The organism is Pseudomonas sp. GW821-FHT07B01, assembly GCF_059419065.1.
This window is the reverse complement of the sequence record NZ_JBWKRA010000024.1, coordinates 57882-78145: the sequence shown is the minus strand read 5'-3', so window position 1 is coordinate 78145 and position 20264 is coordinate 57882. Positions and strand designations below refer to the sequence as shown.

The 20264-nt window shown below is 60.8% G+C and carries 14 protein-coding genes; 10 read left to right on the top strand and 4 right to left on the bottom strand.

Annotated features, from left to right (window positions below; translation table 11 throughout):
• Positions 1–45 precede the first annotated feature (45 nt).
• On the top strand, positions 46–963 hold the full coding sequence (gene metR, locus AC07S6_RS22485) for a transcriptional regulator MetR (protein WP_058410480.1): 918 nt from the start codon (positions 46–48) through the stop codon (positions 961–963).
• 119 nt (positions 964–1082) lie between these two features.
• Here the strand turns inward: metR and AC07S6_RS22480 are convergent, their stop codons facing one another.
• The 3 genes from AC07S6_RS22480 to nosR are packed head-to-tail and all read right to left on the bottom strand — an operon-like array spanning position 1083 to position 3309.
• Positions 1083–1589, bottom strand: a complete 507-nt coding sequence (locus AC07S6_RS22480; RefSeq protein ID WP_032903295.1) for a GNAT family N-acetyltransferase — start codon at positions 1587–1589, stop codon at positions 1083–1085.
• Positions 1586–1999, bottom strand: a complete 414-nt coding sequence (locus AC07S6_RS22475; protein WP_014717114.1) for an NUDIX hydrolase — start codon at positions 1997–1999, stop codon at positions 1586–1588. The genes AC07S6_RS22480 and AC07S6_RS22475 overlap by 4 nt, the downstream gene beginning before the upstream one ends.
• On the bottom strand, positions 1996–3309 hold the full coding sequence (gene nosR, locus AC07S6_RS22470) for a response regulator c-di-GMP phosphodiesterase, NosR family (protein ID WP_014717113.1): 1314 nt from the start codon (positions 3307–3309) through the stop codon (positions 1996–1998). Before nosR ends, AC07S6_RS22475 begins: the two co-directional genes overlap by 4 nt.
• 199 nt (positions 3310–3508) lie before the next feature.
• Here nosR and AC07S6_RS22465 point away from each other — a divergent pair, with 199 nt between their 5' ends.
• Genes AC07S6_RS22465 through AC07S6_RS22450 form a run of 4 tightly spaced genes read left to right on the top strand, consistent with a single transcriptional unit; the run spans position 3509 to position 9573 of the window.
• Entirely contained in the window at positions 3509–5383 is a 1875-nt protein-coding gene (locus tag AC07S6_RS22465) for a putative bifunctional diguanylate cyclase/phosphodiesterase (protein ID WP_495113083.1), read from the top strand.
• A 34-nt stretch (positions 5384–5417) separates the two neighbouring features.
• Complete coding sequence (locus AC07S6_RS22460) at positions 5418–6383, top strand: cytochrome-c peroxidase (RefSeq protein ID WP_495113082.1); 966 nt, start codon at positions 5418–5420, stop codon at positions 6381–6383.
• Positions 6380–8197: a DAHL domain-containing sensor histidine kinase gene (locus AC07S6_RS22455; RefSeq protein WP_130174685.1), complete on the top strand. Its 1818-nt coding sequence runs from the start codon at positions 6380–6382 to the stop codon at positions 8195–8197. Before AC07S6_RS22460 ends, AC07S6_RS22455 begins: the two co-directional genes overlap by 4 nt.
• Entirely contained in the window at positions 8194–9573 is a 1380-nt protein-coding gene (locus AC07S6_RS22450) for an ATP-binding protein (RefSeq protein ID WP_495113081.1), read from the top strand. The genes AC07S6_RS22455 and AC07S6_RS22450 overlap by 4 nt, the downstream gene beginning before the upstream one ends.
• Before the next feature lie 20 nt (positions 9574–9593).
• On the opposite strand, the gene AC07S6_RS22445 is transcribed toward AC07S6_RS22450, so the two are convergent.
• Positions 9594–9866: a type B 50S ribosomal protein L31 gene (locus tag AC07S6_RS22445; RefSeq protein ID WP_014717108.1), complete on the bottom strand. Its 273-nt coding sequence runs from the start codon at positions 9864–9866 to the stop codon at positions 9594–9596.
• 302 nt (positions 9867–10168) lie between these two features.
• Between AC07S6_RS22445 and AC07S6_RS22440 the strand changes: the two genes are divergently transcribed.
• From AC07S6_RS22440 to AC07S6_RS22420, 5 genes are all read left to right on the top strand, one after another.
• On the top strand, positions 10169–11788 hold the full coding sequence (locus AC07S6_RS22440) for an FMN-binding glutamate synthase family protein (protein WP_020301187.1): 1620 nt from the start codon (positions 10169–10171) through the stop codon (positions 11786–11788).
• Between the two features lie 12 nt (positions 11789–11800).
• Positions 11801–12085 carry a putative quinol monooxygenase gene (locus AC07S6_RS22435; protein ID WP_495113080.1) on the top strand — a complete coding sequence of 95 codons (285 nt, stop codon included), beginning with the start codon at positions 11801–11803 and terminating at the stop codon, positions 12083–12085.
• Between the two features lie 60 nt (positions 12086–12145).
• Entirely contained in the window at positions 12146–12442 is a 297-nt protein-coding gene (locus tag AC07S6_RS22430; protein WP_014717105.1) for a cupin domain-containing protein, read from the top strand.
• A gap of 125 nt (positions 12443–12567) precedes the next feature.
• Positions 12568–13698: an OpgC family protein gene (locus tag AC07S6_RS22425; RefSeq protein ID WP_019817685.1), complete on the top strand. Its 1131-nt coding sequence runs from the start codon at positions 12568–12570 to the stop codon at positions 13696–13698.
• Positions 13699–13763: 65 nt separating this feature from the next.
• Positions 13764–20258, top strand: a complete 6495-nt coding sequence (locus tag AC07S6_RS22420; RefSeq protein ID WP_495113079.1) for an NEL-type E3 ubiquitin ligase domain-containing protein — start codon at positions 13764–13766, stop codon at positions 20256–20258.
• Positions 20259–20264 lie beyond the last annotated feature (6 nt).

Sequence of the window (20264 nt, the reverse complement as noted above, 5' to 3'; positions counted from 1 at the left end):
TCAATGCATTATCATTGAACGCAAATTGCACTCATGAAGGCCGCCATGCTCGAAATTCGCCACCTCAAGACGCTTCACGCCTTGCGCGAAGCTGACAGCCTGGTCGAGGCCGCCGAACGCCTGCACCTGACCCAGTCCGCCCTGTCCCATCAGTTCAAGGAGCTGGAAGAGCGCCTGGGCATGCAGTTGTTCGCGCGCAAGACCAAGCCTGTGCGCTTCACCAGTGCCGGCCTGCGCCTGCTGCAATTGGCCGACGCCACCCTGCCCTTGCTGCGCGGCGCCGAGCGCGATATTGCGCGGCTGGCCGGGGGCACCGCCGGGCGCTTGCACATGGCGATCGAATGCCACAGTTGTTTCCAGTGGCTGATGCCGACCATCGACCAGTTCCGCGATGCCTGGCCGGAAGTCGAGCTGGACCTGGCCTCGGGCTTTGCCTTCGCGCCGCTGCCGGCCCTGGCCCGTGGCGACCTGGACCTGGTGGTGACCTCCGACCCGCTGGAACTGCCGGGCATCACCTACGTGCCGCTGTTCACTTACGAAGCCATGCTGGCGGTGGCCAACCAGCACGCTTTGGCGAACAAGTCCTACATCGTGCCGGAAGACCTGCTGACAGAAACCCTGATCACCTACCCAGTGGAACGTGACCGCCTGGACATCTTCACCCGCTTTCTCGAACCCGCCGATGTGGAACCCGCCCAGGTGCGCACCTCGGAGCTGACCGTGATGATGATGCAACTGGTGGCCAGCGGCCGTGGGGTGTGCGGCATGCCCCACTGGGCGCTGCATGAATACAGCTCGCGCGGGTATGTGAAGGCCAAGCGTTTGGGTGAGAAGGGTTTGTTCGCCACCTTGTATGCGGGCATTCGTGCCGACATGCTCGATGCGCCTTACATGCGCGACTTTTTGCTGACAGCCAAGGACACCTCGTTTTCCACCTTGGATGGCGTCAGCGCGGTGCGTTGAGCGGGCACTAGGCGTGCGGGCCAGTGTGGGAGCTGGGCTTGTCCACGATGCTTGCACCGCGGTGTTTCAGTTACACCGTGGTGATGCTATCGCAGGCAAGCCAGCTCCCACAGTGAATTTCAGTCAACGTGCAATTCACGCCACATGTGGATCTTGTCGAAGTATTCGACGCCTACCCGCACCGCCAGTGGCTCCAGGCCGTACTGAATGAAACCGCAGCGCTGATAGAGCGCAAAGGCGGCGTCATTGCCGGCGGTGACCGTCAGTTGGATCAGCTTCAGGCGCGGGTGGCGGCGGGCCTCTTCCAGTGCCGCTTGCACCAGTTGCCGCCCCAGCCCCTGCTGTTGATAAGCCTCGGTCACGTACATGCCGAACAAGGTGACTTTGTGCCGGGCCTTTTCCCGTGGCTCGAACGCAAGGCCGACAATACCCGCCAACTGATCGCCGTCGAAGGCGCCAAACAGCCGGTCCAACGGGCTGTCGAGGCGTTTTTCCCACCAGCTCAGGGGCATCAGAGCACGCTCGGCCACGCTGGAGGTGAACGCCTGGGGATAAGCGCCATACGCCTGTAGCATCAACGCCCGGTAAGCAGGCGCGTCTTTGGCCTCCAGCGCGCGAATGATCATGCGTCGATCAGCGACGCGCGGTAGAGCGGTAGGATCGTATCGCGGGTCAGCGGCGCCAATTGCAGGCCGCCATCGCCCGAGGGGTCGATCCAGCGGATTTCTTCAATTTCCGCCGCTGGCATCACCGCAACGTCGATCTGCACCTGGAACAGCTCGGCTTGCACGGTGAAGCCCGGTTCGTTGGCGGCAGGCGCCGAGAATTGGCCGAGGTACGTGGCGTCCTCTACCTTGATGTGCAGGTTCAACTCTTCATACAGCTCACGGGCCAGCGCCTGGACGGGTTGTTCGCCCGCGTCGATCTTGCCGCCAGGTTGCATGAACGCCTGGGTGCCGCGCTTGCGCACCAGCAGGGTCTGGCCGGCTTGATCAATGAGGATGGCGGCGGCGATGCGGATGGTTGAATCATTCATGAAAGAATCGAGGTCTCTTCGGGCTGTTTGATAAATACGCTGTACTTGGCGCCTTCCATCGCTTCGAACGCGATCAATTTGTCCACCAGCGGCAAGTTCAGCACTTTGCCGGCATTGAGCAACAGCATGCCGTTATCGGCGTTGAGGTTACGGGCCAACACCATACCGGCCTCAAGCTCACGGGTGGTGAGGACTTTGACCGTAGGGTCGCCCAGGGTCACGTCGCTGAGGAAGGTGGCGCAGGCTTGCACAAAATCTTCCACCAACGCCGGGTCATACAGGCGCCCGGCGTACTTGCGGATATACAACAGCGCTTCGTCGCTGTTGAGGTGTCGCTCCAGGATCAGGCCTTTCTGCAATTCGATAAAGTCCACCGCCAGCTTCAGCAGCCGTGAACCGGGCGGGATGGTATCGCCCTTGAGGTGGTCGGGAAACCCCGTGCCGTCCCAACGTTCCTGGTGATGACGAATTATCCGCGCCGCGTCCTTCATCGGCTCCAGGGTCATCAGCAACGACTCGCTCTGCCCCGGATACTCACGGTACAAACCGCGGTCGGTGCTATGCAGTTTGTCCGACGGTGCAACCATCATGCTGTCGGTCCAGCTCAACTTGCCGATGTTGTACAACGCGGCGGCCATGGTCAGGTCACGGGTGCTGGATTCGTCCATGGACTGGGCGGCGCAATACACACGGATCAACTCGATCAACGCACGGTTGGTCTGTTTGTCCTTGGGCAAGCGCAGGTTGGCCAGCAGCGAGAAGACTTCGGTGCCGGTCACGTAGCTGCGCTTGAGCTCGTCGTAGGCCAGGTCGAGCATGTCGGCGGTTTGTTGCAACTCGGCGGTACGCGCCGCCACGCGTTTTTCCAGGGTGGCGTTGAGCAGCTTGAGCTGTTCGGTCTGGTCTCGGGCCAGGCGTTCAAGCCGTTGATGCTCGAGGGTTTGCTGCAACACCAGTTGCAACTCTTCGTCGTTCCAGGGTTTGCTGATGTAGCGGTGGATCTGCCCGTCGTTGATCGCCTTGATGATGGTGGTCAGGTCGGCGTAGCCGGTGAGCAGGATGCGGCTGGTGGCGGGATACAGGCGGTGGACCTCGGCCAGCAGCGTGGCGCCGTCCATGCCGGGCATGCGCGCATCGCTCATCACCAGATCGATAGGCCGGGTCGCCATGATCTCCAGCGCCTGGGCGCCGCTGGTGGCCAATACCACGTCATAGGGCTGGCCGCGCAGCAGGCGGCGCAGGCTGTTAAGGATCGACTCTTCATCGTCGACCAGCAAAACAACGGACTTCGTAGCGAGTTGTTCATCCATGGCGACTCTGCCTTCAAATTAAACGAAGTTAAGCTAAATTGAATCCGCGCAATACAAAGCGCGATTGATTTGACGCCAACTGGCCGTCGATATCAAGGGAACTCAACTATGCTGCACTGCATGCTCGCGCCCCGTTCAGTTGTAGAACCAGGGAAGGAATTGTCATGCCATCAAGCCTTTTGCACGTGCCGAGTGCGCCATGAGGACGGAATCGGGCCGGGCCAACCGGCGCATCCTGATCGTGGATGACACGGCTTCGATCCACCAGGATTTCCGCAAGATCCTTTGTGCCGACGAGTACGGCGAGCCCTCCCTCGACACTCTGGAGTCCGCCCTGTTCGGCACCACGGTGCCGGTGCGCCAGGCGTTTGACCTGGACTCGGCCTATCAGGGCCAGGAAGCCTTGGCGCTGGTCAAGAAAGCCCTGGACGCCCACTCGCCCTACGCCATGGTGTTTATCGACATGCGCATGCCCCCTGGCTGGGACGGCCTGCACACCATCGAACAGTTGTGGGAGGTGGACCCCAACCTGCAAATCGCGCTCTGCACGGCCTATTCCGACTATTCCTTCGAGGCCATCGAAGCGCGCCTGAAGTACAACGACCAACTGCTGATTCTGAAAAAGCCCTTCGACCACCTGGAAATCCGCCAGATGGCCAGCGCCCTGACCTGGAAATGGCAACTGGCCCAAGATGCGGCCCTCAAGGTGATCAGCCTGGAGCGCACCATCGAGGAACGCGTGCAGGAGCTGCTCAAGGTCTCGCATTTATTGCAATACGACGCCCTGACGGAGTTGCCCAACAGCACGTTGCTGGGCGACCGCCTGACCCAGGCGATCGCCTTGGCCCGCAGGCACGACACGCAACTGGCGGTGATGTTTCTGGGGCTCGACCGCTTCAAGCGCATCAACAACGCCCTAGGCTATCCGGCAGGCGACGAGGTGCTGGCGCAGGTGAGCCTGAGCCTGGTGGCGGCGGTGCGGGCGTCGGATTCGGTGTTTCGTTACGGCTCTGACGAGTTCGTGGTGCTGCTTAACGATATCCAGCACCCCCAGCAAACCCAGCACATTGCGCAAAAGGTACTCAATGCCGTCAGCGCGACTCGCCATGTCGCGGGGCATGACCTGAGTGTGAGCGCCAGCCTGGGCATCAGTATTTACCCCGATGACAGCAACAATGCCGTGGGTTTGCTCAAGCACGCTGAAACCGCGATGCGCACCAGCAAAGAACGCGGCCCGGGGGATTTCAGCTTTTACACCGAAGACATGAACCTGCGCGCCCAGCACCAGCAAAACCTGGAAAGCGCGATCCGCCAGGCGCTGGACCGCGATGAGTTTGTGCTGCATTACCAGCCCAAGCTGGCGCTGGAGACCGGGCGCATCGTCGGTGCGGAAGCGCTGACACGCTGGTTTCGACCGCAGTCGGGTAGGGTCAGCCCGGCGGAGTTTATTCCGGTCGCCGAAGACAGCGGCCTGATCGTACGCCTGACTCAGTGGGTACTGCGCCAAGCCTGTACACAGGCCCAAGCCTGGCGCGAGATGGGCCTGGCGCCCCTGCGCATGTCGGTGAACATCTCGGCGATCGACTTTCGCCAACGGGACTTCGTCGACAACCTGGCCGCCATCCTCAAGGACACCGGCCTGCCGCCCACCCAACTGGAACTGGAAATCACCGAAAGCGTGCTGATGCAGAACGTCGACGAAACCGTGGAAACCCTGCAAAAGATCAAGGCCATGGGCATCCGCCTGGCCCTGGACGATTTCGGCACTGGCTACTCCAGCCTCAGCTACCTGCGGCGCTTTCCCATCGACGTGCTGAAGATCGATCAATCCTTCGTGCGCGGCCTGCGCATCAATAGCCAGGACGAACAATTGATCAGCGCTATCATCGGCATGGGCAAGAGCCTGGAACTGAACATCATTGCCGAAGGCGTGGAAACCGTCGACCAACTGAATTTCCTCAAAGCCCAGCAGTGTGAGGAGGGCCAGGGTTTTCTGTTCAGCAAGGCGCTGCCTTCGAAAGATTTCGTGCAGTTGCTGCAAACGGATAGCGCGACACTGATGCCGGATCAATAAAATCAATAGCCCTGGGCCTGCAAGGAGTGCTCGCTTGAGCAATGTCGTAAACCACCGTTCCGGCCTGATGTTCGCGTTATGCCTGGGCACCGCATCGCTGTCAGCCGCGCCGCTGGACGAAGCACTCAAGCCCTTGCCGGCGGTTCCAGTACTGGACCCGGCCAAGGTTGAATTGGGTCGCCAACTGTTCAACGAGCCGCGCTTGTCGGTCAACAACACCTTGTCCTGCGCGAGCTGTCACCAACTGACCAGCGGCGGCGCCGACAACAAGCCATTCTCCATTGGCTTTGACGGCAAACCGGTGCAGATCAACACCCCGTCCGTGTTCAATGCCAGCCTGAACTTCAAACAGTTCTGGAACGGTCGGGTGGACACGCTGCAGGCCCAGGTCGAGCAGGTGGTGATCAGCCGGGTGGAAATGGGCAGCGACTGGAATACCGTGGTGCGCAACCTTTCTGCCCTGCCCGCCTACCAGAACGCGTTCAAACAGGCCTATCCCGATGGCGTCACCGCTTCCAATGTGCAAAATGCCCTGGCCACCTACGAGCGCACGCTGCTGACACCCAACTCGCGGTTTGACCAATACTTGCTGGGCAACACCGATATCCTGACCCGCCAGGAAAAATACGGCTACCAACGCTTCAAGGATTACGGCTGCATCGCCTGTCACCAGGGCGTGAACATTGGCGGCAATATGTTCCAGAAGTTCGGCGTGATGGGCGACTACTTCAAGGCCCGCGGCAACCCGCTGGAATCAGACCTGGGGCGCTACCTGCTGACCCAGGATGAAGAGGACCGCCATGTGTTCAAGGTGCCCAGCCTGCGCAATGTGGCCGTCACGGCGCCGTACTTCCACGACGCCTCGGCCAAGACCCTTGAAGAGGCGGTTGACGTAATGTTCAAGTACCAGTTGGGGCGCAACCCGTCCCAGGAAGACAAGGACCTGATTATCCAGTTTCTCAAGACCCTGACCGGTGAATGGGCGGGCAAGCCGTTATGAGACCCTTGTCACGCCGACGCACCAGTCAGATCCTGCTAGGTCTCATCACCCTGCTCCTGGCCTCCACCCTGGTGTTTTTGTACCTCAAGTCTTCACGCGACCAGACAGCCACTTATACCCAGTCGCGCGACTTGATCCGCCAACTCCAGCAGCTCAATGCCCAGTGGGACAGCGAAGTACTCAAGGCCCGCATCGCGATCACCCACAACTACGACCCACTGGTCACACCGCTGACCGAAATGACCCGCATCGGCGCTGAACTGGAGAGCCGCGACACCTACCACAGCGCTGCCGACCTGCCCGGTTGGCAAGCCAGCCATGCGGCGTACCTGACGGCCATCGAGGAAAAAGCCCGGCTCGTCGACCAGTTCAAATCCCACAACGCAGTGCTGCGTAACTCATTGGCTTTTTTGCCGACGGCCGAAGACGACATCCAGGCCCAATTCAACAGCATGACCGACGAAGGCCGCCTGCAACTGCAAAGCGTGGCCACCGACACTTACGACCTGCTGCTCAGCAGCCTGGAGTTCGCCCAGGTCACCAGCGACGAACGTGCCGCCGATATCCTGGTGGGCCTGGGCAAGCTGGCCATCAACCAACAGAGCCTGCCCAGCGAGTTCCAGGCACCGGTGGAGATTCTCAGCAATCATATTTCGCTGATCCTGCGCGAACAGCCACTGGTCAACAGCCTGCTCGAGCGGATTGCCGCCGTACCGGTGGCCGAACACCTCGATGACCTGACCACTCACCTCAATCAGGACCAGCAGGCCACTGACCTCATCGATCATCAGTATCATCGCTACCTGCTGATCTTCTCGACCTTGCTGGTGGTGTTACTGCTTTATCTGGCGGTGCGCCTGCTGCGCAGCTTCGCCGAGATCAACCGCGTCAACCGCGCCTTGCAGGCCGCCAACGAAACCCTGGAGCAACGGGTGGAGCGGCGCACGCAACAGCTCAAGGATGCCCAGAGCGAGCTGATGGACAGCGCCCGCCAGGCCGGCATGGCGGAGATCGCCACTAACGTGCTGCACAACGTCGGTAACGTGCTCAACAGTGTGAACATCTCCGCCGACCTGGTCAGCCGCAAGTTGCGCAGCAGCAAGGCGCTCGGCCTGGGCAAGGCCATGCAACTGATCAACGCTCACCAAGGCGACCTGGGTACCTTCCTAACCGAGGATGAAAAGGGCAAGCTGCTGCCGGGCTATCTGAACCAGTTGGTCGAAGCGATTGCCATCGAACAGCAAGGCATGAGCGATGAGCTGGCGCAGTTGAGCAAAAGCGTGGACCACATCAAGGACATCGTCTCGACCCAGCAATCCTATGCGGGTGCGTCTACCTTGCTGGAGCCGGTCAATATCAGCGCCTTGATGGACGACGCCCTGCGCATGAACGCCGGCGCGCTGAGCCGTCACCATGTCACTGTTGTGAAAGCGTACGCCCCGGTGCCGGAGATTCTGGCGGACAAGCACCGGTTACTGCTGATCATGGTCAACCTGATCAGCAACGCCAAATACGCCATGGACAAACTGTCTGAGCGGCCACGGCAAATCACCCTGGCGGTGGAATCGGTAGGCGATGAGACCCTGAAGATCAGCGTGAAGGACGATGGCGAAGGCATACCGCCCGAGAACATGGCACGCATCTTCACCCACGGTTTTACCACCCGCAAGGAAGGCCACGGCTTCGGCCTGCACAGCTGCGCCCTGGCCGCCGTGGAAATGAACGGCCAGCTCAGCGCCCACAGCGACGGGCCGGGCCTTGGCGCCGTCTTCACCTTGACCATCCCCCTGACCCTTGCCGGAAGCAGCTCATGAACCAACCTCCCAACCGGCGCATCCTGCTGATCGATGACACACCGTCCATCCATGAGGATTTTCGCAAGATCCTGATGCCCGACGAAGCCTCAACCGAAGCGCTGGATGAGATGGAGTCGGCACTGTTTGGCGACGCGGCCAAACCCCAAGCCCAGGCATTCGAACTGCACGGCGCGTATGGCGGCGAGGAAGGCCTGGGCTTGCTGACCAGCGCCATGGCGCAGCAGCGCCCCTATGCCTTGGCCTTCGTTGACATGCGCATGCCCCAGGGCTGGGACGGCGCCAAGACCATTGAAGAACTATGGAAAGTCGCCCCCGACCTGCAAGTGGTGGTGTGCACCGCCTACTCGGACTATTCCTGGGATGACCTGTTGTTTCGCCTGCACGCCCACGACCGCCTGCTGATCCTGAAAAAGCCGTTCGACAACATTGAAGTCCAGCAAATGGCCAACACCCTGGCCAACAAATGGGACATGGCCCGCCGCGCCTCCTTGCAAACCTCGCAGCTGGAGCGGTTGGTGGAAGAGCGCACCCAAGCGCTGCAACTGGAAATTGAAGAGCGCAAGCTCCTGGAAAGCCAACTGGTGCAGTCGGAAAAACTCGCCTCACTGGGGCAACTCGCAGCCGGTGTCGCCCATGAGATCAACAACCCTGTGGGCTTTATTTCCTCCAACCTCAGCACCCTCGACAGCTACTTCAAGCAGCTGCAACAGATGCTCGATGCCTACCAGCGCAGCGAAGCGCACATCGGCGCGCCAGAACATCGCGAACCGCTCACGGCATTGCGCAACGAGCTGGACCTGGATTTTCTCAAGGACGACATTCCGATCCTGATCCGCGAATCCAAGGACGGCATCGGCCGTGTGGTGCAAATCGTCAAGGACCTGAAGAACTTCTCACGGGTGGATAACGACCAGACCTGGCAATTCGCCAACCTGCAGCAAGGCATCGATTCGACGCTGAACATCGTCGCCAGCGAACTCAAGTACAAGGCCGATGTGGTCAAGCACTACACGCCGCTGCCGGAAATCGAATGCCTGGCCTCCCAACTCAACCAGGTGGTGATGAACCTGGTGATCAACGCCGCACAAGCCATGGGCCCTGAGCGCGGCACCATTACCATCAGCAACGGAGTGGAAGGCGAAAACGTGTGGCTGGAAGTCGCAGACAACGGCTGTGGGATTGCCCCCGACACCGTGCAGAAGATTTTCGACCCGTTCTTCACCACCAAGCCGGTGGGCGAAGGGACGGGGTTGGGGTTGTCGTTGTCCTACGGGATCGTCAAGAAACACCGTGGCGATATCAGCGTCAGCAGTGAGGTAGGCAAGGGTACGAAGTTTCGGGTAGTACTGCCGATTCGGCAGACGGCGGCGTAGGGCACGCCGCCGAATCATGCTCATGCGTCAGCTTTTTTCGGGCTCGACCCAAACGATGCAAAACGCTTGTTGAACCCGGCAATCCGGCCTTCGGCCTGGGTCTTGCGCTGCTGACCGGTGTAGACCGGGTGCGAGGCGCTGGAGACGTCCAGCGGGATGTAGGGATAGGTGTTGCCGTCGCTGTGCTTATGGGTGCGATCACTGTCGGCGGTGGAACCGATGAGGAAGAACACGTCGGCGGCAGTGTCGTGGAACAGCACGGTGCGGTAGTCGGGGTGGATACCAGCTTTCATGAGGCCTCCGGGGCGTCTGGGTGCGGTTGATTTGTTATACAGTAACACAACATCAAGCACCCAAACGAGAACCTTTTGCAATAAGGTTAGGCTTGTTGCGTCTAGTAAGATGATGCTGAGAGCGGCCCGAAACTATCAATGCTGACAAGGGTAGAACCGAATCAAGCGCCGACAGGTGTCTATCCCAGGCCAGTCTGTCCCACCCGCGTTGCCAAACTGAATATTCCCACAGGTTGTCTATGGTTTCCTGACAGGCGCAGAATGGCGGATCGACCTGAAGAGTCCGAACCCAAGGAAACCGTATGAGCCTGTCCTTGTTAAGCCGCTACGCCTTCTTTGCTGTGTGCGTCATTTTCACCCTCGCCAGCCTCCCCTTTATCGAACATGAATGGCTGTGGCCGATCACGCTGGTCACCGGCGTACTCAGCCTGATCGGCATTGTCGACCTTCTGCAAAGCCCCCATGCGGTGCGCCGCAACTATCCGATCCTGGGCAATATTCGTTACCTGGTAGAAACCATCCGCCCGGAAATCCGCCAGTACCTGCTGGAGTCAGACAGCGACGCCCTGCCCTTCTCCCGCGCCCAGCGCTCGCTGGTGTATTCGCGCGCCAAGAACGAAACGGCGGACAAACCCTTCGGCACCCTGATTGACGTGTACCAGTCAGGCTTTGAATTTATCGGCCACTCCATGCGCCCTGCGCCACTGAGCGACCCCAGCAGCTTTCGCGTGATGGTCGGCGGCCCGCAGTGTGCACAGCCATACTCGGCGTCGGTGTTCAATATCTCGGCCATGAGTTTCGGCTCATTGAGCGCCAACGCAATCCGGGCACTCAACCACGGCGCCAAGCTCGGCAACTTTGCCCATGACACCGGCGAAGGCAGCATCAGCCCCTATCACCGAGAAAACGGCGGCGACCTTACCTGGGAACTGGGCAGCGGTTACTTCGGTTGCCGCACCAGCGACGGCCGTTTCGACCCCGAACGCTTCGCCGTACAGGCCCAGAACCCGCAAGTGCGCATGATCGAAATCAAGATGAGCCAAGGCGCCAAGCCCGGCCATGGCGGGATCCTGCCCAAGCACAAGGTCACCCAGGAAATCGCCGATACGCGCGGCATCATGATGGGCGAAGACTGCATATCACCGTCACGCCACAGTGCGTTCTCCACGCCCATCGAGCTGATGCAATTCATCGCCCAATTGCGCGAACTGTCCGGCGGCAAACCGGTGGGCTTCAAGTTCTGCCTGGGCCACCCGTGGGAATTCATGGGCATCGCCAAGGCCATGCTCGAAACCGGCATCCTTCCGGATTTTATCGTGGTGGACGGCAAGGAAGGGGGCACCGGCGCCGCCCCCGTGGAGTTCACCGACCATATTGGCGTGCCACTGCGTGAAGGCTTGCTGTTCGTGCACAACACCCTGGTGGGCCTGAACCTGCGCGACAAGATCAAGCTGGGTGCCAGCGGCAAGATTGTCAGTGCGTTCGACATCGCCAGCGTCCTGGCCATCGGCGCCGACTGGGCCAACTCGGCGCGTGGTTTCATGTTCGCCATTGGCTGCATTCAGTCGCAGTCATGCCACACCAACAAATGCCCGACCGGCGTGGCGACGCAAGACCCACTGCGTCAACGTGCCTTGGTGGTGCCGGACAAGGCCCAGCGGGTATTCAACTTCCACCGCAACACGCTGCACGCTTTGGCCGAAATGCTCGCCGCCGCCGGGCTCGATCACCCGTCGCAGTTGTCGGCCAAGCACTTGGTGCGACGCATGTCGGCGACCGAGATCAAACTGTTTTCGCAGTTGCATGTATTCCTGAAGCCTGGGGAGTTGCTCACCGGGGAAGTGAACGGCGAGTTTTATTCGCGGATGTGGCAGATGGCGCGGGCGGACAGTTTTGAGCCGCATGAAATTGCTGCAGCCTAAAGGACACCTAGCATGTTGAAAGTCATCGCCGAAGACTTTATCAAGCCCGAACATGTGGAAACCGTGCGCCCCTGGTACGCCGAACTGGTGGAAAAAACCCGCCAGGAACCGCTGTGCATCGCCTACGACTTGTTTGTCGATCAAAAAGACCCCGGGCACTTCATTTTTATCGAGCAATGGCCGGATCAAGCGGCGCTGGATGCGCACTGCCAGACCGAGCACTTCAAACGGTTGGTGCCCCAGATCAATGAGCATCAAGCCAAGCCGTGCCGGGTCTTGTTGATGGACGCTTTCTGACAAGACCCGCCGCCTGCTGAACCGGACCACCGACGGCATCGTTGAAACAAGGAGATTCACATGCCGTTATTGGACTTCGTCGCTATCGCCGCGCAACTGCCCGACAGTTGGACATCCACACGTCTGGGCCAGGTTGGCCCGGCGCGGATCAAAGTACTGCGCATGGATGAACAGGCGTACGAGGAAGAGACCCACGACTACAACGAAGGGTTGTTGGTGATCAGCGGGTACTTGCACCTGCGCATCGGTGATCAAGCCATCAGGGTGGACGCCGGCCAGATGTACCTGGTGGAAGCCGGCACTGCCCACGGTGTGCTCATAGGCAGCCAGGGCACCCTGGTGATCATTGATCTCTAGAGACATTCAGTAATACCCAGCCTTTGCAATTGCTTACAAATACCGCCAACCTGCGCCCGCCCTACGTGCGGCGACGCCCACGCTCACCTATCGTCAATCAACTACTTGTTCAAGAGCCCGCTGCCATGCTGAACGGACGCGACCCGCGCATCGATTTTTTTCGGGGCCTGGCGTTGATCTTCATTTTCTGGGATCACGTGCCTCACAACCCCCTGGCCAATGTCACCGTGCAGAATTTCGGCTTCAGTGACGCCGCCGAAATCTTCGTGTTCCTGGCCGGCTACGCGGCGGTGCTGGCCTACGGCAAGATCCTGCTGCGCGACGGCTACGTGTTCGCCTGCGTGAAGATCCTGCGCCGGGTATGGACGCTTTACGTGGTGCATATTTTCCTGTTGGCGTTGTTGATGGGCATCGTGATTTTTGCCAACAGCCATATCGAAACCCGCGATTTGGTGCAGGAGATGGGCCTCGAATATTTCCTCACTCACACCCAGCAGGCCCTGCTCGATGAGCTGTTGCTGCGCTTCAAACCCAACCTGACCGACCCATTGCCGCTGTATATCGTGCTGATGATGAGCCTGCCCATTACCCTGCCGCTGCTGGTGCGAGCGCCCACGCTGATGGTGGCGATATCGTTAGCGGTGTATCTGCTGGCGCCTTGGCAAGGCTGGAACCTGCCGGCCAGCAACGGCGGCGTGTGGTACTTCAACCCTGTCACCTGGCAATGCCTGTTTATCCTCGGCGGTGCGTCGGCCTTGCGTTCGCCAGGCCCGGTCGATGCACGCCCGCTGCTGCGCCAACCGCTATTGGTGGCCGCTGCGGTCTACGTGTTGGTGACCTGCGTGATCACCTTGTCGTGGCGCTGGCCCGAGGTGCACGACGCCTGGATGCCGAGGGCGATTGGCGAATGGCTGTACCCTATCAGCAAGACTGACCTGTCCCCCGTGCGCCTGCTGCACTTCCTGGCCTTGGCCTACGTCACCGCCAAACTCCTTCCCGATGTCGGTTGGACGCAACAGTGGCTGGCCCGACAACTGGCGCGGATGGGGCGTTATTCCCTGGAAGTGTTTTGCCTGGGGGTGGTGTTGGCACCGTTGGCCGATATGCTCAATGCCATGGCCGGCGACTCCCTGGCGATCAAGCTGACCACGGCCCTGGCAGGGGCGGCGCTGATGGCGGCACTCGCGGGGTGGCTGGACGTCAACAAGCAACTGAACCAACGCGCCGCCGCCCGCGCCGCATCGCTACATAGTTAGCCACGGCGCCCATCAGCAGGATGGTTCCATTGCCCTTCCACCTCACCGTGAAAGGAAATGGCGCCATGCCCACCCAGTTACTGCTCAACGGTTTATCCGGGACCTTGCAAGACAGCGAGTCCTGGAACCGGCAACAAGCCCTGGCAATGATCCGCGACACCGTCGCCCAGACCCTGGCCAGCCTCACGCCCACCCAACAACGTGAGTATGTGAAGCTGCAGCGCGAGGCACATCGCGCACTCATGGCGGTGGAAGCCGCCAACAACACCCTGATCAGCACCTTCAAGGCGCAGGGCCTGGCACGCCTGAGGGCGAAGGTCGGCGGCCAGGATCCGGAAAAAATCTACCTGCACACACGCTATCTGGAACCGGTCTCGCCGCCCCTCCCGTGGGAGCCCCGTGCAAGCACGGTCAACGGCCTGAACCCCAAGCGCTTTCGCAGGGCGTATGACGAATGGAAATACCGGCCGCACCTGTCGACGATGTCATTGTGGGAAGCCGCGTGCCTGAACTTCAGTTTCGCCACCCAGACGCGCCAGGCTTCCGGCCACACATTCGTCGACGCTTCCTACCTGTCCGGCAGCCACGACAAGTCGCTGACGGTGGAGTCGTTTATCGCTATCACCCGCGAGCTGGACCTGGGCGGCGCGCTGCAAGCAACCCTCAATGCGCAGTTGCGCCCGGGCGGCAACCTGCATGCCCTGTTGCGCACCAGTGCACGCGCCTGCCTGCGCTTCGAGGCCCTAGAGGCCTATCGCAATCGCCGCAGCTCTGGCCTGACCCTTGGGCTTTACAACACGTTGATCGAGGCCATCGACAAGGATGAAACGGTCCAGCACATTGAGCAATTGGCGCTGAGCAAACCGTCAGGTGCGTTTCCGCAGGTCACCCTCACGCCGCCCGCCAGCGCTGTTCCATTGCCGCTGCTGCTGATTCCGGTCGCCAGCCTTGGAGTGGTCTCCTACTTCCCTTTCCGCCCCGGTGGCGCGCTGCGTTTCCATCCCGATGCACGCAGCGCCCATGCCCAATTTCTGGCGCAACTCAAAGAAAGCCATCGCAAACACGACCTGGGCTGGTTTTCTCGCCAGTTGCCGATCGCCGAACTCAACGAGTTCAAACGCCTGTTGTACGCGCAAGAGCGCCCCGAGGGTTTGTCTGCCGCTGCCGCTTTTCTGTACGACAGCCTGCACTACCTGTTCCCCGAGCGCACGCTGGCTGACCTGCGCTTCACACCCGTGCCCAAGAGCCCGCGTCCCGTTTCAGTGGTCGACACTTTGACCGCCTCGATGGTGCAACAATTGCAGTCCAACCTGGCCACATTGGCCAATACCCGTACGGACCGCGACGTGCAAGCCGTCATCGATGGCGCCGCCGCGATTGCCGCCGAAGTCCTGGAATTGTTGCTGACGCCTGTACCGGGCGGCGTCACCGGCTTGAACCGGGTCATGCAAGTGGCGGTATTCGGCAGCCTGGCCCACAGCGTCACGCAGGGCGTCAACGAAGCGCTCAAGGGCGAGGCCAGTACCTTTGCCGCCGCGATGGGTGACGTCGCCGACCTGGCAATCAGCGGCCTGCTGATCTCTACCGCCGGCCGGGTACATCGTCGCCGTATGGACCAGTTGCTCCAGCAACTGGGCAACCCACGCAAAGTCACGCGCAACGATGGCAGCCCTGCGCTGTGGAAACCCGACATCAGCCGCTACGCGATCCTCGACCAGCACCTGCTCAACGGCCAGATAGCCAATGCCCAGGGGATCTATTCGCTCAGGGGCAAACAGTACGTGTGGCTTCAAGCGGCCGAGCAAAAACACGTGGTGGAGGTGGGCTACGACAACCGCCTGATGCGCTTTGTGCTCAAGAACGACCACCAGGGCGGCTTTGCCCCACCGATTGTGTTCGCCCCGCACCTGGACGCGTGGACGCTGGACCTGCAAAACGCACACACCCTGTCCAACGTGCAATTGGCCGAACGCATGCTGCCCAATGGCGCTGCCGCCGTGCCCATTGAGTCCATGGAAAACCTGCTGCGCAGCACGGCCACCAGCCGCAGTACCCTGGATGCTATCTGGGCAGGCCAGCCGACGCCGGTCAACCTTACCGAAGGGGTGCGTCGACTGCAGGCCGACCGTGTGATCGAACAACTCATCCACACCTTTCATCGACGCGGCCACATGCCGCCCCACGCCGACGGTGCCGTGCTGTGCCTGCTGACTCAATTACCGGAGTGGCCGGCGGGCGCGGCAATCAATGTGTATGACGGCCAAGGCAATCTGAGCGAAACCTACAGCGCCAGTGAGCAGACGACCACGGCCATTAATATCAAGCGGCGCGACGATGGCCGCTACGCGGGGCTTGATGATCCTGCTGACAGCGAAACGACGAGGCAGGCACTGTTTGAGCTGATCCTGCGCCAGCAACCCGCCGGTTCCGTATTGGGCAAGGCCGGCAGCCCGCTGCTCAACAATACCCAGCGTATCGCCCGCTTGCGCCTGCAAATCAGCGCCCTGGCCCAGGCCCGACGTGCCGACCTGTTCAACGCCATGACCCGTTTCGCCGGCTACACCCGCCACGAAATGCCTGCGGGCCATCCGGCCCGTTCGCTTGTACCCACCACGGTGGCTCAACCGCTGGTAGCGATCACGCCATTGCTGCGAAAACTGCACGAACGCTATCCCCCGCTCACGCCAGCCAACTTGGCACAATTGCTTGAACAACACCCACTGGCCTCGGAGCAGCAAGCACGTTTTTTACAGGACGCCACCCTGCCACCCACGGTCCATCAACGGCTGGAACAACACCGCATCGCGTTGCGTCTCGATGCCGCCATCGACGGCCTGTACCATTCGCGCCCGTTCAATCCAGACAACGACCAGTGGGCCCGGGAGTTTGCATCCAGCCTGCTACGCACGCGGCTCAACCGCGCTTTCGTGGTGACCGAGGTCGTCGATGGCGTTATCACCCGGCCCTATGTCTCGACGGGGCCTGATGACACCACCGTTGAACTGCGCCATTACGGCGAAGGCCGCTACGAGGCGTATGACATGCGCAACGGCGGCACCATTCCTGTATCGCCCACCACCGACAGTTTTTACCTGGCCATTGCCTCGGTGCTGCAACCTCACGAACGCACCCAATTGGGCATGACCGCCGACACCGATGCCAAGGGCCTGCGCAAAACCCTGGGCGACCTGATGAGCGAACGGCGCGGCCCCGAAGGTGTCAGCCTGCTCAACGGTTCTCTGGGGCAGTACGAACAGAATGTGCTGCTGCCGGCGCACGTGCAGGCGAATGCCGAGGGCATCTATCAATGGCGAGACCAGCAGTTGATTGCCCTCTACGGCTCGCTGTATCCGATCACATTCGATCAACAAGTGCTCAAGTGGCGGCTCAAGCATCCGCAGAAAGTCGGCGTCGATACACCACGGCTCGAACACAATGGCCACGGCGCCTGGCGCTTGGCCAGCGAAGACCCGCTTAGCTGGGATGACCATGCATTGCTCTATCGCCTGGGCCCGCAAGAGCTCCACATCGACCGGCCAACCTCGGCACGCATCCTCGCCATCACCGATACCCCGGCTCGGGCCCTGCGTGAAGTGCACAGCGCCGGCCTGCCGCCACCGCCGCTGCTTGCCGATACCCGTAAGCGGGTGGCTATCGAGCGGCAAATCCTGCACTTCATCGAGGCCATGCGCACGGCGTCAGCCCGCCACAACGCCCGCCCGACCCTGCAATTGATGTTGCTGAGCCTGCTGCCGGGCTGGCCTGAGACCCATGTGTTGCAAGTGGTGGGCAGACAACGCCAAGTACTGGCGCAATACCCGGCCAGGGTCAAAAACCCCATAGAGAAGATCTTGATTTCAGAAGCCGACGCCCGAGGGCCGACGCCGCTGCACGATGCGGCACTCAATGACACCCTGGTCCAGGCGCTGCTGGGGGAACTGCCAGGCACCGTGCAAGAACGCCAGTTCAAGTTGGCAAAGAAAATCGCCGAGTACGCCTACCAGGAACGGGCCCAGTTGTTCGAGCAGTTTTACACGCAAAGCGAACAGCCCGGCACACTTCTGGAGACGCGCCTGAAAGCTCAGCATCCCCATCTGCCCGTCAGTGCCGTCAGGGCCATCCTCGGCCAGGCCACGCTCAAAGAACAGCGCCAGCTCCAGGACAAGGATCAGGTCGGCCTGCGCCTGGCCGAACAAGCCCGGCTGACCGCCAACGACCTGCGCCTCAACCGTGCGTATGAAGGCCTGTACCTGACCACCCTGATGAACCCCGACAGCGACTCCATCATCTTGCACTTGCTCAAAACCCTTCCGGGCTGGCCTGCACAATTGCGCCTGGATGTTCACTCTGAACGCGACCCGGGGCGCCTGCTCGAGAGCGGCGGTAATCTGAACGGCACCGATCGCCGCTCACTTGTCCGGGAGGGTGGGCGTTACCGTGCGCTCGACGCACAAGGCCGTTCACTCAACGATCCGGCAGACAGTACCTGTGACCTGTTGAGCGCGATTATCCTGCTGCTGTCGACACGCGAATGCGAGGCCTTGGGTGTGGCTGACCGGCTGGACCCAACGGCGCTGCAGGCGCGTATCGTCGACCTGGCGCTCAACCAGCGTGTGTCGATCAAACGGTTGCTCGACCTGCCCCATATTCCGCCATGGCTGCAGCCGCCCATGCAGGTAAACAGCTCGTTCGTGGTGTACCCGCTTTCGCTGCAAAACCTGTGGCCCGCCCGCCCCCTTCGGTCGCCAGACCTGATCAGCAAAGTCCAGGCGCTCTACCCCAGCCTCAATGCGATGCACGCCGGTGATCTGATCGACTCACTGGGCCTGTCACAACCCGCCCTGCTGCTGGAACTGGAACGGCGCAGAGTCGAATACGCCAGCCTGGATTACGGTTTGACCCGGTGGGCAGAAACCCCGCAGCCCATTGACGACTCTGCCACCGACCCCTTGGGGCTGAACATGGGCCGGCGGCGCCACCTGGCCCAGCACATTCGTCGGGCCTGGCGCCGGGAAACCTGGCGCGGCCATATCCACGGCCAGTTCGATACCCACTGTATGATCCTGCGTCTGGATGACAACAACCTGCCCGACGCCGACTTCATCCTGGGAACACGGGGCTTTGAACACATTGAATACCTGAACATCTCGGGCAATGCTTTCCCGCCCACCGGCAACGCCTTTCTGAGTCGCTTTTCCAATCTGCGTACGCTGAATATCGATTGCCTGCTCAACGAGCTGCCCGTCGAAATCACCCAGATGCGCCAGCTGCAAATTCTGAACCTGGGTGGCAACAACATCACCTTGACCGAGGAGGCTCGCCAACGTTTGGGGCAAATGACGGCGTTGCAGGAGTTGAACCTGAACGACAACCCGTTGCGCCTGGCTCCGGACGTCAGCGCCATGGAGCGTTTACGAATCCTCAACCTGCGTAACACCCAGCTCGATCAATGGCCCGCCGGGGCTGAAAGCAGGCCTCTCCTGACCCAACTGCTGCTCCAGGAGAATCAACTGACGACGTTGCCGACGACGCTGTTCCAATCCGATCGAAGGGTCCGCTCCAGCCGCAATATCAATTTGCATGACAACCCGCTGAATGCCGAGTCCCTGGCATTGATAGGTGAATACCGCCTGCGCACCGGGAACACCGCCGGTGGGCCATTACCCGGAATTGTCCATCAACTGCTCCCGGCAGATTGTTCCGATTGGTTGAGCGGCATACCGCAGGCTGAACACGCACAACGCCGCACCCTCTGGGACCAACTGCTGCAGATCGAAGAGCCCAGGCCCGATGACGCCTTTCGGGTGTTCCGGGATTTGACCAGCGCTTATGCCTATCGCAATACGCATTTGCGCCCAGCACTGACCAAACGCGTCTGGAAACTGATGGAGGCCATGGGCGACTCCACTGAATTGCGCAATGAAATCTTCCTCAACACCTACCTGGCAGGCACCTGCGGCGACGGTGCGCTGTTGACCTTCATTGATATGGAAATCGCGCACCGGCGTCACCAGGCCAAGGTGCAACCCGCCACTCTGCAAGCCAGCCGCGAACTGATGGAACTGAGCATCAGCGTATTCTTCCTGCGTGAACTGGACCAATTCGCAGAGGAACATATTCTGGCGCTGCGTGCCGCTGACAAAAACCCGGACGACGTTGAAATCAAGCTTTACTTACGCATAGCGCTGGCTCAGGAGTTCAGCCTGCCGGTAGGTCGCGAGGAAATGCTGTACTCGGTCGACAGCTGGGTCAGCGCCGCAGACGTCACCCGCGCTCGCCAGCGGCTGCAAGCGCTCAAGAACACCGACGCCGCGTACGAAGCGCTGATGACCGAACCCTTCTGGATCGAGTTCATGACGCGCCACCTGCCAGAGCCATTCACGGCCATTCGGGACACCACGCGCCACAAAATCGAAAGGCTTAATCGGGAGGAATTGGACAGACGCTCGGACGCCTACCTGGACCGGCGCCAGGCAATCATCGACGATGAAAAGGAGGAGTTGGCCTCGCTGCTGCGACAACTGACGCAAGCCATACGGGCGTCAATCACCCGGCCCTGAAAGAAA

Bases quoted from the DNA above. Each gene is read 5' to 3' on its own strand.
- metR (WP_058410480.1), top strand. From the start codon at position 46: ATGCTCGAAATTCGCCACCTCAAGACGCTTCACGCCTTGCGCGAAGCT.
- AC07S6_RS22480 (WP_032903295.1), bottom strand. From the start codon at position 1,589: ATGATCATTCGCGCGCTGGAGGCCAAAGACGCGCCTGCTTACCGGGCG.
- AC07S6_RS22475 (WP_014717114.1), bottom strand. From the start codon at position 1,999: ATGAATGATTCAACCATCCGCATCGCCGCCGCCATCCTCATTGATCAA.
- nosR (WP_014717113.1), bottom strand. From the start codon at position 3,309: ATGGATGAACAACTCGCTACGAAGTCCGTTGTTTTGCTGGTCGACGAT.
- AC07S6_RS22465 (WP_495113083.1), top strand. From the start codon at position 3,509: ATGAGGACGGAATCGGGCCGGGCCAACCGGCGCATCCTGATCGTGGAT.
- AC07S6_RS22455 (WP_130174685.1), top strand. From the start codon at position 6,380: ATGAGACCCTTGTCACGCCGACGCACCAGTCAGATCCTGCTAGGTCTC.
- AC07S6_RS22450 (WP_495113081.1), top strand. From the start codon at position 8,194: ATGAACCAACCTCCCAACCGGCGCATCCTGCTGATCGATGACACACCG.
- AC07S6_RS22445 (WP_014717108.1), bottom strand. From the start codon at position 9,866: ATGAAAGCTGGTATCCACCCCGACTACCGCACCGTGCTGTTCCACGAC.
- AC07S6_RS22440 (WP_020301187.1), top strand. From the start codon at position 10,169: ATGAGCCTGTCCTTGTTAAGCCGCTACGCCTTCTTTGCTGTGTGCGTC.
- AC07S6_RS22435 (WP_495113080.1), top strand. From the start codon at position 11,801: ATGTTGAAAGTCATCGCCGAAGACTTTATCAAGCCCGAACATGTGGAA.
- AC07S6_RS22430 (WP_014717105.1), top strand. From the start codon at position 12,146: ATGCCGTTATTGGACTTCGTCGCTATCGCCGCGCAACTGCCCGACAGT.
- AC07S6_RS22425 (WP_019817685.1), top strand. From the start codon at position 12,568: ATGCTGAACGGACGCGACCCGCGCATCGATTTTTTTCGGGGCCTGGCG.
- AC07S6_RS22420 (WP_495113079.1), top strand. From the start codon at position 13,764: ATGCCCACCCAGTTACTGCTCAACGGTTTATCCGGGACCTTGCAAGAC.